At 36.2% G+C, this 13,637-nt stretch carries 13 protein-coding genes; 9 read left to right on the top strand and 4 right to left on the bottom strand.

Annotation, left to right across the window (positions count from 1 at the left end):
- Window positions 1-115 precede the first annotated feature (115 nt).
- Window positions 116-2,098: a methyl-accepting chemotaxis protein gene (locus SH601_RS01380; protein ID WP_319956430.1), complete on the top strand. Its 1,983-nt coding sequence runs from the start codon at window positions 116-118 to the stop codon at window positions 2,096-2,098.
- A 467-nt stretch (window positions 2,099-2,565) separates the two neighbouring features.
- Here SH601_RS01380 and SH601_RS01385 read toward each other — a convergent pair whose 3' ends face one another.
- The 4 genes from SH601_RS01385 to SH601_RS01400 all read right to left on the bottom strand — a co-directional run bounded on the left by SH601_RS01385 (window position 2,566) and on the right by SH601_RS01400 (window position 6,495).
- On the bottom strand, window positions 2,566-3,027 hold the full coding sequence (locus SH601_RS01385) for a hypothetical protein (RefSeq protein WP_319956431.1): 462 nt from the start codon (window positions 3,025-3,027) through the stop codon (window positions 2,566-2,568).
- Window positions 3,028-3,171: 144 nt separating this feature from the next.
- Window positions 3,172-3,546, bottom strand: coding sequence for an AarF/UbiB family protein (locus SH601_RS01390; protein WP_319956834.1), 375 nt, complete (start codon window positions 3,544-3,546; stop codon window positions 3,172-3,174).
- Window positions 3,547-4,403: 857 nt separating this feature from the next.
- Window positions 4,404-5,165, bottom strand: coding sequence for an EAL domain-containing protein (locus tag SH601_RS01395; protein WP_319956432.1), 762 nt, complete (start codon window positions 5,163-5,165; stop codon window positions 4,404-4,406).
- Between the two features lie 268 nt (window positions 5,166-5,433).
- Entirely contained in the window at window positions 5,434-6,495 is a 1,062-nt protein-coding gene (locus tag SH601_RS01400; RefSeq protein ID WP_319956433.1) for an NAD(P)/FAD-dependent oxidoreductase, read from the bottom strand.
- A gap of 193 nt (window positions 6,496-6,688) precedes the next feature.
- Between SH601_RS01400 and SH601_RS01405 the strand changes: the two genes are divergently transcribed.
- The 8 genes from SH601_RS01405 to fliT all read left to right on the top strand — a co-directional run bounded on the left by SH601_RS01405 (window position 6,689) and on the right by fliT (window position 13,443).
- The gene (locus SH601_RS01405) at window positions 6,689-7,657 is read left to right on the top strand and encodes an AAA family ATPase (protein ID WP_319956435.1); all 969 of its coding nucleotides are present in this window, start codon (window positions 6,689-6,691) and stop codon (window positions 7,655-7,657) included.
- A complete protein-coding gene (locus SH601_RS01410) occupies window positions 7,654-8,739 on the top strand; it encodes a DUF58 domain-containing protein (RefSeq protein WP_319956436.1) in 1,086 nt (361 codons plus the stop codon). Before SH601_RS01405 ends, SH601_RS01410 begins: the two co-directional genes overlap by 4 nt.
- Window positions 8,736-10,040, top strand: coding sequence for a hypothetical protein (locus SH601_RS01415; protein ID WP_319956437.1), 1,305 nt, complete (start codon window positions 8,736-8,738; stop codon window positions 10,038-10,040). Before SH601_RS01410 ends, SH601_RS01415 begins: the two co-directional genes overlap by 4 nt.
- 78 nt (window positions 10,041-10,118) lie before the next feature.
- On the top strand, window positions 10,119-11,891 hold the full coding sequence (fliD, locus tag SH601_RS01420; protein WP_319956438.1) for a flagellar filament capping protein FliD: 1,773 nt from the start codon (window positions 10,119-10,121) through the stop codon (window positions 11,889-11,891).
- A gap of 28 nt (window positions 11,892-11,919) precedes the next feature.
- Window positions 11,920-12,096: a YjfB family protein gene (locus tag SH601_RS01425; RefSeq protein ID WP_319956439.1), complete on the top strand. Its 177-nt coding sequence runs from the start codon at window positions 11,920-11,922 to the stop codon at window positions 12,094-12,096.
- 201 nt (window positions 12,097-12,297) lie between these two features.
- On the top strand, window positions 12,298-12,663 hold the full coding sequence (gene flaG / locus SH601_RS01430) for a flagellar protein FlaG (protein WP_319956440.1): 366 nt from the start codon (window positions 12,298-12,300) through the stop codon (window positions 12,661-12,663).
- Between the two features lie 28 nt (window positions 12,664-12,691).
- Window positions 12,692-13,090: a flagellar export chaperone FliS gene (gene fliS, locus SH601_RS01435; RefSeq protein ID WP_319956441.1), complete on the top strand. Its 399-nt coding sequence runs from the start codon at window positions 12,692-12,694 to the stop codon at window positions 13,088-13,090.
- Complete coding sequence (gene fliT / locus SH601_RS01440) at window positions 13,090-13,443, top strand: flagellar protein FliT (RefSeq protein ID WP_319956442.1); 354 nt, start codon at window positions 13,090-13,092, stop codon at window positions 13,441-13,443. The genes fliS and fliT overlap by 1 nt, the downstream gene beginning before the upstream one ends.
- The last annotated feature ends 194 nt before the right edge of the window (window positions 13,444-13,637 follow it).

Genomic DNA, 13,637 nt, shown 5'->3' on the forward strand with positions numbered 1-13,637 from the left:
ATCGCGTGATAATATACCTATCTGACTTTCTTTTTTAGGTATTTATTACTACTGATTTTGAACGCTATTGAATAAGTGAAAAGAATCATTTTGAAGACAGAGAAGGAGATACATAATGAAGAAGCAAAACAAGTTTTTTTCTATTAAGAATTGGAGTTTAAAAACAAAACTATATGTTACATTCCTACTTATTTTGTTAGTGCCAAGCATTGTAATTGGAATTAGCTCATATCAAAAAGCTCAAACAGTATTAGGTGATTATATTATTGATACAGCTTTAAATGGTATTGTACAAGTAAACGAAGAAGTGAATGAAACATTTGAAACAAAATCGACCGATTTAAACCACTTGACCGACGAAATTGATCGCGAAATGTATGCAGATAAACAACAATTAAATAAGATGTTGCATCAATATATACAATTTCATCCAGAGGTAATGAACATCTATATTGGAGCGGATACAGGTGAAACAATGATTGAACCATCACATTCATTACCTGATGATTTTGATCCAAGAGAACAATTGTGGTATGAAGAAGCAATGGCTGATCAAGAGGAAGTGATTATTACAGAGCCTTATTTAGATAAAGCTACGGATGAAATGGTTATAACGGTTGCGCAAGTAATGAATGATGGTTCAGGTGTAATGGGAATGGATATCAACCTGACTAACTTAGCTGAGATAACGAATGAAGTACACATAGGTGAAGAAGGATATGCCTTTATTCTTGACCAAGACAATACGTATCTCGTTCATCCACATGAAGAACACGGTACGCAGCCTGAAGGAGATTGGACAGAGAAGCTTTTTGATCAGGATAATGGAAAATTCACTTATTCACTTGATGGTGATGCAAAAGAAATGGTGTTTGCGACAAATGAATTAACAGGATGGAAAATAGCAGGAACGATGTATACGAGTGAACTAAAAGATGCTGCCCAAGGGATTATGCTCATTACGACTATTGTGATTGTTGTAGCAGTAATCATCGGCTTATTCGTTGTCATTATGATTACACGCTCTATCACCAAACCATTAAACTCGTTAACTTCTAGTGTGAAGAAAATAAGTGAAGGAGATCTAACAGACTCATTAACAGTGGAGTCAGAGGACGAGATTGGTCAGTTAACCTCAGGTGTACAAGATATGCAAAATAATTTGCGGAATATTATTCAACATGTTTCACAAACATCAGAAAACTTAACTGGTCAAAGTGAGGAACTAAGCCAATCAGCTAATGAAGTAAAAACAGGCACACAACAAATCGCAACAACGATGCAAGAACTTGCTTCTGGTTCTGAAGCACAAGCTAATAATGCTAGTGATATTTCCGAAGTGATGGATTCCTTTGCAGGACAAATGCAGGAAGCGAATGAAAATGGAGAACAAATCTATGCTTCTTCAACAGAAATGCTAGATATTACAAGAGAAGGTAAGCAAGTAATGGAGGCATCTCTTGAACAAATGTCAAGTATTACGGAACTTGTTCAATCATCTGTTGAAAGAGTAAAAGTGCTTGATCATCATTCGCGAGAGATAACAAAAATAGTCTACGTCATAAAAGATATAGCAGAACAAACAAACCTTTTAGCGCTAAATGCAGCGATTGAAGCGGCTCGTGCTGGTGAGCATGGCCAAGGTTTTGCTGTCGTAGCAGATGAAGTTCGTAAGCTGGCTGAACAAGTGGGTGAGTCAATCGGGGACATTACGACAATTGTCGATAATATCCAAAGTGAAACAACTGATGTCGTAACATCGCTCGAAAGTGGATATCAAGCTGTTGAAGAAGGGAACGAACAAGCAGCAGAAACGATGACTTCATTCACAACGATCAATCAATCGGTTGAACAAATGACAGAAAATATCAAATTAGTAATTGAACGACTAGCTACTATGTCATCGAATAGTCAAGAAATGAATGCCTCTATTGAAGAAATTGCTTCTATTTCAGAAGAATCAGCAGCAGGTGTAGAACAAACAGCTGCCTCGGCCCAACAAGCAAGTAGTTCTGTTGAAGAAGTGGCAAATAGTTCTAACCGACTTGCCAAACTATCAGAAGAACTTAACAGTTTAATCCGCCAATTTAAACTATAGGTGAATGTTCGAGAAGGCGTGTCTCACGGACAAAACTCAGTGAAAAGGAAAAGTTATGTCTATGAGAGAGGTTCTCATGGACAAAACTCGGAGAAAAAGAAAAGTTATGTCTGTGAAGAGGCTCTCACGGACATAACACAGAAAAAAGAGAAAGTTATGTCTATCAGAGAGGCTCTCACGGACATAACACAGAGAAAAGAGAAAGTTATGTCTATGAGAGAGCGTCTCACGGACATAACACAGAGAAAAGAGAAAGTTGTGTCTACGAGAGAGTCTCAACGACATATCTTCAATCAAATTAGTTGTTTTAAAGCAGAGCAGTTCATTCTAGAATTCTAATAGTTACTTAACAGGAGAATCGATCCATACAACCTAATGTTGCATGGTCGTTTCTCCTGTTTTATTTGTTAGTATGTAGATTTGTTTATTTCGAAATATCCTTTTAATCCTTAGTAAGTGTAAGCATATCATGTTGGTTTCAGATGCCTAATCATTGCCATGATGAGTGTTATCATACCTGTTCCAAATCCTGATATCAATAAAGGGGCAAGCAAAAACTGTATTAATTCATTTTGTATGACAAAACTCGTAAGCATGACAACCATACATATCACAGTAAAAATACTGACTGTTAAAATTCCTATCCACTCACTTAAGTTATGGTTTTTTTCATGAACTATAGTGATTTTATCGTCCTTAAGAATAGGCAACTCTAATAATTGAGGGAGATAGTCCTCTAACCGTCCCTTGACTTTATTTAGACGTTTCTCAGCTAATTGTCCTTTATCAATATGACTTGCGTATGATTCACTCGTTGTTGTTAACGAGTATTTTTCATCTACAGATGACAAGGTTCCATCTAAAGTAACAATGGATCGAAAAGATCCTGCAACAGTCGGTTTTAAAGATAGTCCCATCTCTGTTATCATCGATATTAGTCTCTTCATCGTGATACTGGTTGGGTCATGTGAGAAAGATGCTTCTGATAAAAGTCTACTGAGACGTCGTTCTACAAGATCTTCACTGAGTAAATCATCGGTACTTTCACATATTCTCATTAACCCCTGTGTCATCTACTTCGTATCATTATTGCTATAAATAACTAGGAAGCGTAACATCCTATCTCGTTCATCATCTGATAAATAACCTACTGATCCAAAATCAATAAGTGCAACTTCTCCATCGATTGTTAACATGATATTCCCAGGGTGTGGGTCAGCATGAAAAATACCAATCATTTCTGAAAGCCATGATACAAATTGAATTAATAAGTCTAAATCCACTGTCATTTTTTGTTTTACATTAGGTCTCAAAATTTTAACTACCACTTTCTCTCCAGTTAACTTAAGTGTTGCTAGATGAACTTGTCCTATAGAAGCTGCTACGATTGGTTGCATATCAAATGATTCATAGATATCATCAATATTACCAATTTTATTATCAATTATTTTTTTAGTTCATGTTTGTGGAGAGGTTGTACTTGATCATGTAATTTGGAAAATGCATGAATGTAATTGCTAGGTAAAATATCTTTTTTTGTAGATAATACTTGCGCAAATTTAACAAAAACTCCCCCCATGTTATCTAGAATCTTAGCTATTACATACGGAAGTTTTGCGTGATCTTGTTGAATCAAATGATTTAAACCTTTTCTGGAAGCTATCCATAATAGTTGAATCATTCGCCTAAACCCGCGAATTTTATTCACGATATATAGAAGTGGGTTAGCTTCTTGAAATTTTTGAAATTAAAAAGGCAAAGAAGCATGTATGTTTAACAAGCGATAAATATGATCAACAGCGGATAATAGATAAACATTACTCTTAACACTTCATTAGAATTAGACAGATTAGCAATTTGATTAAAGTATGTAAAAGTAAGCACAAGTGTCACGATGGTTGTACTAAATAATACAGCAACAATTAGCCTGAGCTGTTCATTTTTAAATGCCTTGATATTAGTTATTATAAAATAAAAAATGAGAGCAGCGCTCATGATGCTGCTCAAATAAAATTGCTCTAGAACTTGTACCAACACACTGACAACTAGTGAACTCACCAAAGATACGATTATTTTATGGTTCGTGTTAAATAAAGAAGTATGTAAGATAAATACTACCAAAGAAACAATTAGACACTAAAAAAGAACATATTCGATTCCACCTAGCTACTTTGATTATAGTTTAATATAACTTGCTTTTTGTGAAGAAACGAATTCTACTAGCAAAAAAGCAACTTTTTTCTCTAGTGTATTATGAACATATTTTTGAACAGGTATTCCGATGTGAAAGAAACCAATCTCTTATTTACACAACAAAATCACTATCACCCATCTCAAACTTTCGAATCGTTTCAAGAGGCTGTGGTTTTGCTAACAAAAAGCCTTGAACAATCGACACACCTATTGATTTTGCCACTTCCAAGTCTTCTGGTATTTCAATTCCTTCTAGCACAAATTTAGTCCCTGTATTGAGACAATAAGTTGCGATGGAGCTGACCATTTCTTGTTTTCGGGTTGATTTCGCTAAATGCTTGGCAAAGTAACGATCCATTTTTACATAATCTGGTTCAAGCTCAACGATAGCTTGAAGAGAGGAAACCCCTTTGCCGACGTCGTCTATGGCAATTAAATATCCAGCAGATTGCAATTTGGATACAGTTAAGCCAAAAACATCTATGCGTTGATTTATTTCGGACTCGTTTATTTCGATGATAATTTGACTTGAAGAGAGGTGAGTTTTCATCATTAAGTCATTTATTTGTTGCAGAAAATTAGGATTAGCAAGGTTGGAAGGGAATACATTAATTAGGATTTTTTTGTTGCTACATGTGTCTTTAACGATAGTGTTGTAGTAAAATAATGCCTTTTTTATCGAACGCATTTCCAACTCAAAGAAGCGATCGGTATGACTAGCTTTTTCAAAGAGTATTTCGGGATTGCTAAATACCGTACTTCGAAGTAATGCTTCGTATCCAATTGGCGTTAATGTATGCAAGTCATAAAGCGCTTGGAAGTGATGTTCAAATTTTTCATTATCAATTAAGTCGTTCACTTTTGCAATAGACATTTAGCCAGCCTCCTCGACGATGAAATCGCAACTTTTCTTACAAACCATTGCTACAATATACCTATCATTTTACACTAATACCTCATACTTTTCTACAAAAAATGCGAATTTTCGAAGAGTTAATCATGATTTTAAACGTTCTGATGAGTTTTACTAACAACCAGTGAAAGTGTAAAACCTCTATTGATTAAAATCTCAATTTTCGGTGTTTTTCTATCGATAAAACAAAAGAAACCAGCGAAAGGAGCGCTGGTTTTTATCTGCTATTTTAATGTCGTTTATTTAACCAAAGTACACCTGATTTAGCTAAGCGTGGTAAGAATCCAGTTAATGCTCGACTATACATGTTACCGAAGCCATCTGATTTTCCAAGTGAACCAAGTTGTCCTTTCAGCTTAATTGCTTTAGGCTTGCGTGGTTCATTGCCTGCCAATACATCAGATAGAATATTACCAATATCTTCTCCTTGAATCCCTGCAAGTTGTGCACTTGGTGAATGTTCGGAGGAAACACAATCTCCTACGACATATACGTTAGGATTTGTTGGGACTTGATAAAAGTCATTTACAATAATTTTGTCTTGGCGATCTTTTTCAAAAGGAAGCGTACGAACTAAATAATGTGGACGTACACCAGCAGTCCAGATGATGACGTCACTATCGATTCCTTCGCCGTTATTATAAAAGATTCCTTCTGCTACTAACTCTACATTACTATGATGTAATATCGTAACGTTATTTTTTTGGAACCAGTCTTCTACATAGGTTTGAATCTTCTCGTCGAATGCAGAAAGAACAGACGATCCACGGTCAATAAGACGGATGTTCAAATCAGGTCGACTTTCTCTAATTTCAGAAGCAACTTCAATCCCACTTAGTCCAGCACCAACAACAGATATTTGACTAAAAGCTGGTAAGTTATTTACTTTAATCCCTGTTCTACGTGCTTTCTCGATGGTTTGAACACTATCTGTATATTCTTTTGCACCTTGAATACCATGATAATTATCCTCACAGCCAAGGCCGATCAGTAAGTAATCATATTCAATAGGTTCTTCATTGTCTTTCAAACGGATTAATTCATTTTCTGAGTCAATTTCCACTATTTCACCAAATTTATAGGATACTTGGTCATGAGTAGGAAAGGTGATGCGTACTTCTTTATCACCTTTCGTTCCTGCGGCGATTGCATAAAATTCTGTTTTTAATGAGTGGTATGGATTTTTATCGATTAATGTAATATGTACATCTTCAGGTATACCATTATTGATTAATTGGTGTAAGGCATTCATTCCACCATAGCCGCCACCAATAATTATTACTTTTTTCATTTTCAAAACCCCTGTCCATCATAGAATCAACTTGTCATACTTGCCTATTATAAGATTAACAAAATTCAACAAATAACACTATCAAAAAGACACAAAATGTTCATAAAACGAAATGGGAATATTTTGATTTGTTTCATGTATAGATGTATTATATAGGTATGTAAACGCAAACAAAACGAGAGGGGTTTTCGTGATGGAATTAACGGATATACAGCAATTTACAGATAAGGTAAAAGCAAATGTGCAGCAGGTAGTTGTTGGCCAAGAGGAGACGATTGATCTTCTATTGGTAGCAATGATTTCCTCTGGTCATGTCTTATTGGAGGATGTACCTGGTACTGGTAAAACCTTAATGGCAAAGTCACTTGCGAAATCATTATCAGGTCAGTTTAAACGAATCCAGTTTACACCAGATTTATTGCCAACAGATATTACAGGTATTCACTTTTATAGTCAGCAAAAAAGTGAGTTTGAGTTTCGTGCTGGTCCGATTTTTACGAATGTTTTATTAGCAGATGAAATTAATCGTGCAACACCAAGGACACAATCCAGCTTGCTAGAAGCGATGGAAGAACGTCAGGTAACGATTGATGGTAATACACACCAACTTAGAAGCCCCTTCCTCGTTATTGCCACACAAAACCCAATTGAAAGCCAAGGAACATTCCCGCTGCCAGAAGCACAGTTAGATCGTTTTTTACTGAAAATTAATCTTGGCTATCCTAGTAGAGAAAATGGATTAGAAATCTTGAAGCGTTTTAAAGATGGTAATCCACTTGAGACATTACAATCAATTGTTTCTGTTGACGATGTCGTGAAGATGCAATCGATATATAGTGAGGTAAAGATTAGTGATGATGTTCTCCGTTATTTAATGGATGTTATTGAGGAAACACGTAGTCATGATCATGTAGCACTTGGCGTTAGTCCGCGTGGAAGCCAAGCATTATTAAAAGCAGTTCAAGTATATGCTCTATTACAAGGAAGGACATATGTCATTCCAGATGATGTGAAGCAGATGGCAAAGCCTGTTTTAGGTCATCGAATTGTCCTTCGTCAGCAAATTGGTGTCCAACAAGGAGAAATAGACAAAGTAATAACCGAGATTTTAGCAAAAGTGACGGTCCCAACAGAAAAAGAGAAGGAATGGGTTAAGGGATGAATATAGCTTGGATGATTATCGTTTTAGTGCTGTTTGTTTTGTTGCAAGCTGCATTATTTAGCAAGATCGGCTTGAAGGGAATTAGCTACAAGCGAGATTTTAAAGAAAAGGCCGTGTTTGAAGGTGAATCGATTGAAATGGTAGATCAAATCGCTAATAAAAAAATGTTACCTATTCCATGGATACGTTTAGAGTCAAAAATGAGTCCGCATTTGTTGACGAGTGCAGGAGAAGGTGACATGTTCCATCGCACTTTGTTTAGCTTGCTTCCTTATCAAAAAGTTACAAGGCGCCATCAGTTAATTGGCGCAAAACGTGGTTATTATCCATTACATACTGTTTCTGTCACAACAGGTGATGTAGTCGGTTTTGGTGAAGTGTTTGATTCATTTGAAGCACATACAGCAGTAACTGTTTATCCACAGCTTTTGCAGCTTGATGACATTCCTCTTCCTTCCCATAGCTGGTTAGGTGACATAACGGTTAAGCGGTGGATCGTAGAAGATCCCTTTTTACAAGCGGGGGTGAGGGAATACCAACAAGGTGATCCATTGAATTCGATTAACTGGAAAGCAACAGCAAGAACACAGGACTTACAAATTAATAAAAAAGATTTTACTGCTGATCATCATTTACTGATCTATGTGAATTTTGATACGAATGAAGATATCCGTATGCCGATTGAAGAAGCAGACTCCATTGAAAAAGCCTTATCCTATGCTGCTTCATTAGCTAATTATGCAATTAAGCAAGGTGTTTCAACAGGATTTGGTTGTAATGGCTATTTTGTCGAACCGTTTACGAATTCACTTGAAAAAATAAAAGATTCAGTCCGTATCCAGCCGTCGAATAGTAGTCAGCAGATTTCTTTTATTTTTGATGCGATTGCTAAGATAAAAATGGACCGGAGTCGCAATTTTCGTGCGTTTTTACAAGAAGATATTGATCAAGGCTTAACGAAAACAGATGTGATTATTTTTACGATCCGTGTAACGGAAAAAATGGAGAGACAAATTGCTCAATTAGAGTCATTAGGAAATGCAGTGGAAGTCGTTATCATCCAGGAAGGAGTGGGAGAATGACCACCACAACACATCAAAAAGTAATCTGGCACGGTTTCGTTGAATTTATTGGCTTTTTCCCGGTTCTTATGTTGGTGGGTGTATTGTTTTTTCATGAACCAGTGCAATACCTTTGGTTTGTCTGTTTATTTTTGTTGTTTGTGTGCGGCTACACTGTTCGCCAGTTGCTACAAAATCGTTGGTTTGTGATAGGTATGATGGCTGTTATAGCAATAGTACTCCATATCGTTATGGCGCCAACTATATGGGCAATACTACTAGGTGTTATTGTTGGTTTCGTTGTTAACTACCGAGGTATTCAGCATGCAGAAAATGACTGGCATGCTATTTTTCCGATTCGCTTTTTCTGGATGTTATGTATGCCGCTTTATTTTGTCTTTTATCTTATTTTTCGATACACGAGTTCCTTAAGTGATTTTCAACATTGGATTAGTGTAGCAGGCTTTATTTTTATTGCCATTTTATTATTTATGACCAATCAAGATCATTTACAAAAAGAATCACTAGCAAAAGGGAAGAAACGGATCGGACCGGAAATAACAAAATTAAATCGTGTCTATTTAGTTATTATGCTACTTATTGTGTTTGCTTTAACGAATTTTCAAGTGGTACAGTCTGCGTTATTCCATGGCTTACGATCTATTATTCAATCATTTGTATGGTTTGTTTCTCTATTTGGAGGTGGTGAAGAGGTTGTGGTGGAAGAACCATCACAATCAATGGAAAGACCAATGCTACCTAGTGAGGAAACAGACCCATCATGGATTCGAGAATGGGTCGAGACGATTACATATGTTATTGGTGGTATTCTAGTTGTTTTAACGGTTTTATTATTTGTTGCAATGTTGTTTAAAAAGTTTCGTAGATTTGTGATAAGAGCGGTAAGAGCACTTTGGCAAACGATGCAACAAGTATTTGGTAAGACCTCTGATCAAGAGACACATACAGATTATCAAGATGAAAAGGAAAGTTTAATGGATTGGAAGAAATGGCGAAAGGAAAATCGAGAAAAATTGTATTCGGTTGTGCAACGGGTAACGAGAAGAAAACCAAAATTTAATCAATTATCGTCGGAAGAGAGGGTCCGTTTTTTATACAACAAGCTTGCTAGTGAATTGCGAGAAATGGACAAATGGCATCCATCACTAACTGCACATGAAGTGCTATATTTAACAGAAAATCGAGAAAAGTTGAAGCAATTAGAGAAGTGGTATGATGATATTCGTTATGGTCAAAAAAGTATTGATCACGAAACGACTGTGAAGCTGGAGCAATTGTGGCAAGAATTAAATCAAAAATAATTGTTGAGAATAATTAAAGATATAGCGATTCCTTCCGATAATAAAGATAACGAATAGAGAGAAGGACGTGAATGTAGAATGAGAATTAATGGTTTTGCCAGCGGTATGGATACCGATCAAATGGTTAAGGACTTGATGAAAGCAGAGAGTGTGCCACTTGAACGTATGCAAAAAGAAAAGCAAGAACTAGAATGGAAGCGTGATGATTACCGTTCTATTAATACATTATTACTAGATTTTCGTAATTCATTATCAGATATGCGATTAACGACAAGTTATCGTGCTCGAGAAACTTCTTCAACAAATGAAGATCTTGTTTCAGTGACAGCTAACAGTTCGGCAAGCCAGTCGTCATTTGAATTGTCCAAAGTGGAGCAATTAGCGACTTCAGCTTCTTGGACGAATAATGAGGCGATTTCCGGAAAACAGTTAGATGCAAGCCAATCATTATCTAGCCAGTCAGATGCATTAAATATCGAGTGGAAGACAGGTGAAGTATACACAGATAAATTCGTCGGTAGTGATGATACGTTTACGTTAACTAATACGCCTGATTCTACGGAAGCAGTAAGTGTGAAAGTGAATGGACAAAGTTATAAAGTGGTAGATAATGAGTCAGCTTTGGATGCTGATTCTGTATTATTAGTAAATAATGAATTGAAATTCGCTGATGGAACAATTAAATCAAGCGATAGGATTTCGGTCGAATATGCTTCTAATACTGAAGAATCTGGGCAATACGCTGTTTTCTCTATTGGGGCAAACACTTCCAAAGGTGAAACACATGAAACGTTTATCATAACAGGCGATGAAACATTAAACCAAGTCGTAAATAAAGTGAACAATGCAGATATTGGCGTCTCCATGATGTATGATTCCTTCAGTGATAGAGTTTCGTTAAGAAGAACAGAAACAGGTGATTTTGGCGCAGACGAAAAAGAAATATCTGTTAGTGGATCGTTTATGACTGAAACTTTAGGATTTAATGATACAAATGCAACATATAGCGCTGGTCAAAACGCAAAATTCACCATCAATGGTCTGGAAACAGAACGCGCAACAAACAATTTTCAAATCGATGGTGTTACATTTAACTTGAAGAAAACTTTTGAATCAGATGAAGCTGTCACTGTCAATGTTTCTAACGATACTGATGCTGTTTTTGACAATATTACAGAGTTTGTCGACACATATAATACATTAATCGATGCCATTAACGGGAAAGCAACAGAAGAGTATTATCGTGACTATGAACCACTTACAGATGAAGAAAGATCAGCTCTTACTGATAAGCAGCAGGAAGACTGGGAAGACAGAGCGAAAAGTGGATTATTAAAAAATGATCCGATTCTTCGTGATGTGTTGTCCAGTATGCGTACCGATTTTTATGCACCTGTAAACAATGCTGATTCAGCAGGCACATTTAATCAGTTAGCGGCAATTGGTATTACAACGACAAGTGATTATATGAGTGGTGGTAAGCTGGAGATAAAAGATGAAGCTAAATTGCGTGAAGCTATCGAGAGTGATCCACAAGGGGTAGAGAATCTATTTCGTGGTGATGGTGATACGTACGAAGAGCAAGGCATTGCTCGCCGTCTAACAGATTCTGTTAATAGTGCAATGGACAAAATCAATGAACGTGCTGGCCGAGCAACATACACAAATCAGCAATTTACATTAGGACGTAATTTAGATCAGGTGGAAGACCAAATTCAACGATTCCAAGATCGTTTAACACAAATTGAAGATCGTTACTGGCGACAATTTACGGCAATGGAGAAAGCTATGGCACAAGCAAATGAGCAAGCAGCTTATTTACAGCAACAACTTGGTGGAATGATGCAATAATCAAAGTAAGTTAGGAAGGAGTCAGAAGATGGATGTAGCATTATTATCTATTATGATGAATCAATCTCAAGTAAAGCAGCAAGCCAATGTTTCGTTGTTAAGTAAAGCGATAGATCAAGCGGAAACGCAATCGACAGATATGATCAAAATGTTAGAACAATCTGTGCAGTCGCACTTAGGTAGTAATATAGATATCAAAGGCTAACAATCTACTTTATCACGGTACATGTGTCCGTAAAATCCCCCACTTCAAGGTTCAAGTGAAAACGAGGAAGTTTACTGGGATAAACAGATGCTAACGCCCTGATAAGTTTCGCTAACAATCATTGGGAGTAAAAAACTCTAAATGATTGAAGTCTTGCTTTATATTCTAATAGATCTTAATCATAAGGAGATGAATTTTGTCATGGAAGTTGGTAAAATGATTACAGGATCTCCACTCATGCAACAGACAACAGCTACCTTGGGAACTACTACAATGGCAAGAGAACGATCCAATAACGATGAACAAGTGAAACAACAATTATTGTCAGAAAATGGTGAGTTAAATAAAGAACAATTGGTAGATATGATAGAAGGATTAAACTCCTTCTTAGAACCTTCCAATACAGGAATTAAATATGAACTACATGAAAAATTAGATAGATATTATGTGACAATCATTGACCGTACAACAGAAGAAGTGGTCAAAGAAATTCCACCGAAAAAGATGCTAGATGTTTATGCATCGATGGCAGAGTTGATGGGATTTATTGTCGATGAGAAAATATAGCAACTTGTAATAGAGGAGCGTGAAATCTATGGCATATCAACAGTATCAAGCGTATCAAAATAATTCAGTTAATACGGCAACACCTGCGGAATTAACGTTGATGTTATACAATGGGTGCTTAAAGTTTATTAAACAAGCGAAGAAGGCTATGGAAGATAACAACTATCAAAGAAAAAATGAAATGATTCAAAAAACACAAAATATTATACGTGAATTAATGGTTACGTTGGATCAAGATGCACCTATCACGAAGCAAGTGATGCCATTATATGATTTTGTTTATCATGCGCTAACACAAGCAAATGTAAAAAATGATTCAGATCAACTAGAGCAGGCTCGTGAAATTATGGAAGACTTTCGCAATACATGGCAAGAAGTAATTAAGCAGGAGCGTATTCGTCAGCATGGTCAAGGTGCTAATGCATAATGGAGGCATTAAAACAGTACATAGAAAAGACGCAAATCATGCTACAGCTATTAGCACAGCCGCTAACGAATGAACAACGGGAACGTGCGATAACGAAGATTGACCAATTAATGGAAGAACGTGGTGAGCTGACAAAAGATATTAAGCCACCTTTTTCTAAAGAGGAAGAGCAATTAGGTAAAAAAGCTATTGAACTAGATAACCAGTTTCAGCAGCAACTAGCTAATCTTTTCCGTCATATTAAGAAGGATATGCGTAATGCCAAAAAGCAGTCACGATCAAATCATTCTTATTTGAACCCGTATAAAAATGTTGCTAGTTATGATGGTAGATTTTTAGATTCCAAAAAATAATTGCTAGATTTGTTAAAGACTCGAATTTGATCGGGTCTTTCTTTGTTGCGGTGCAAAAGTCTGTAGAACGCCTACTTTAGATAAATTGTTATAAAATTGTTAAATAATTCTGAATTTATTTACATAATATTCGTTTAACTTTTACAAAGTGTGGTATTATATATATATATAGCTTATTAAAGCTTGATAGTTTG

Origin of the sequence: Gracilibacillus pellucidus, assembly GCF_033949965.1 — a bacterium.
Taxonomy (GTDB): domain Bacteria; phylum Bacillota; class Bacilli; order Bacillales; family Amphibacillaceae; genus Gracilibacillus; species Gracilibacillus pellucidus.

What these genes read in the sequence shown, in the direction of transcription:
- SH601_RS01380 (WP_319956430.1), top strand. Translation starts at nt 116, where the DNA reads ATGAAGAAGCAAAACAAGTTTTTTTCTATTAAGAATTGGAGTTTAAAA.
- SH601_RS01385 (WP_319956431.1), bottom strand. Translation starts at nt 3,027, where the DNA reads ATGATAACAGAGATGGGACTATCTTTAAAACCGACTGTTGCAGGATCT.
- SH601_RS01395 (WP_319956432.1), bottom strand. Translation starts at nt 5,165, where the DNA reads ATGTCTATTGCAAAAGTGAACGACTTAATTGATAATGAAAAATTTGAA.
- SH601_RS01400 (WP_319956433.1), bottom strand. Translation starts at nt 6,495, where the DNA reads ATGAAAAAAGTAATAATTATTGGTGGCGGCTATGGTGGAATGAATGCC.
- SH601_RS01405 (WP_319956435.1), top strand. Translation starts at nt 6,689, where the DNA reads ATGGAATTAACGGATATACAGCAATTTACAGATAAGGTAAAAGCAAAT.
- SH601_RS01410 (WP_319956436.1), top strand. Translation starts at nt 7,654, where the DNA reads ATGAATATAGCTTGGATGATTATCGTTTTAGTGCTGTTTGTTTTGTTG.
- SH601_RS01415 (WP_319956437.1), top strand. Translation starts at nt 8,736, where the DNA reads ATGACCACCACAACACATCAAAAAGTAATCTGGCACGGTTTCGTTGAA.
- fliD (WP_319956438.1), top strand. Translation starts at nt 10,119, where the DNA reads ATGAGAATTAATGGTTTTGCCAGCGGTATGGATACCGATCAAATGGTT.
- SH601_RS01425 (WP_319956439.1), top strand. Translation starts at nt 11,920, where the DNA reads ATGGATGTAGCATTATTATCTATTATGATGAATCAATCTCAAGTAAAG.
- flaG (WP_319956440.1), top strand. Translation starts at nt 12,298, where the DNA reads ATGGAAGTTGGTAAAATGATTACAGGATCTCCACTCATGCAACAGACA.
- fliS (WP_319956441.1), top strand. Translation starts at nt 12,692, where the DNA reads ATGGCATATCAACAGTATCAAGCGTATCAAAATAATTCAGTTAATACG.
- fliT (WP_319956442.1), top strand. Translation starts at nt 13,090, where the DNA reads ATGGAGGCATTAAAACAGTACATAGAAAAGACGCAAATCATGCTACAG.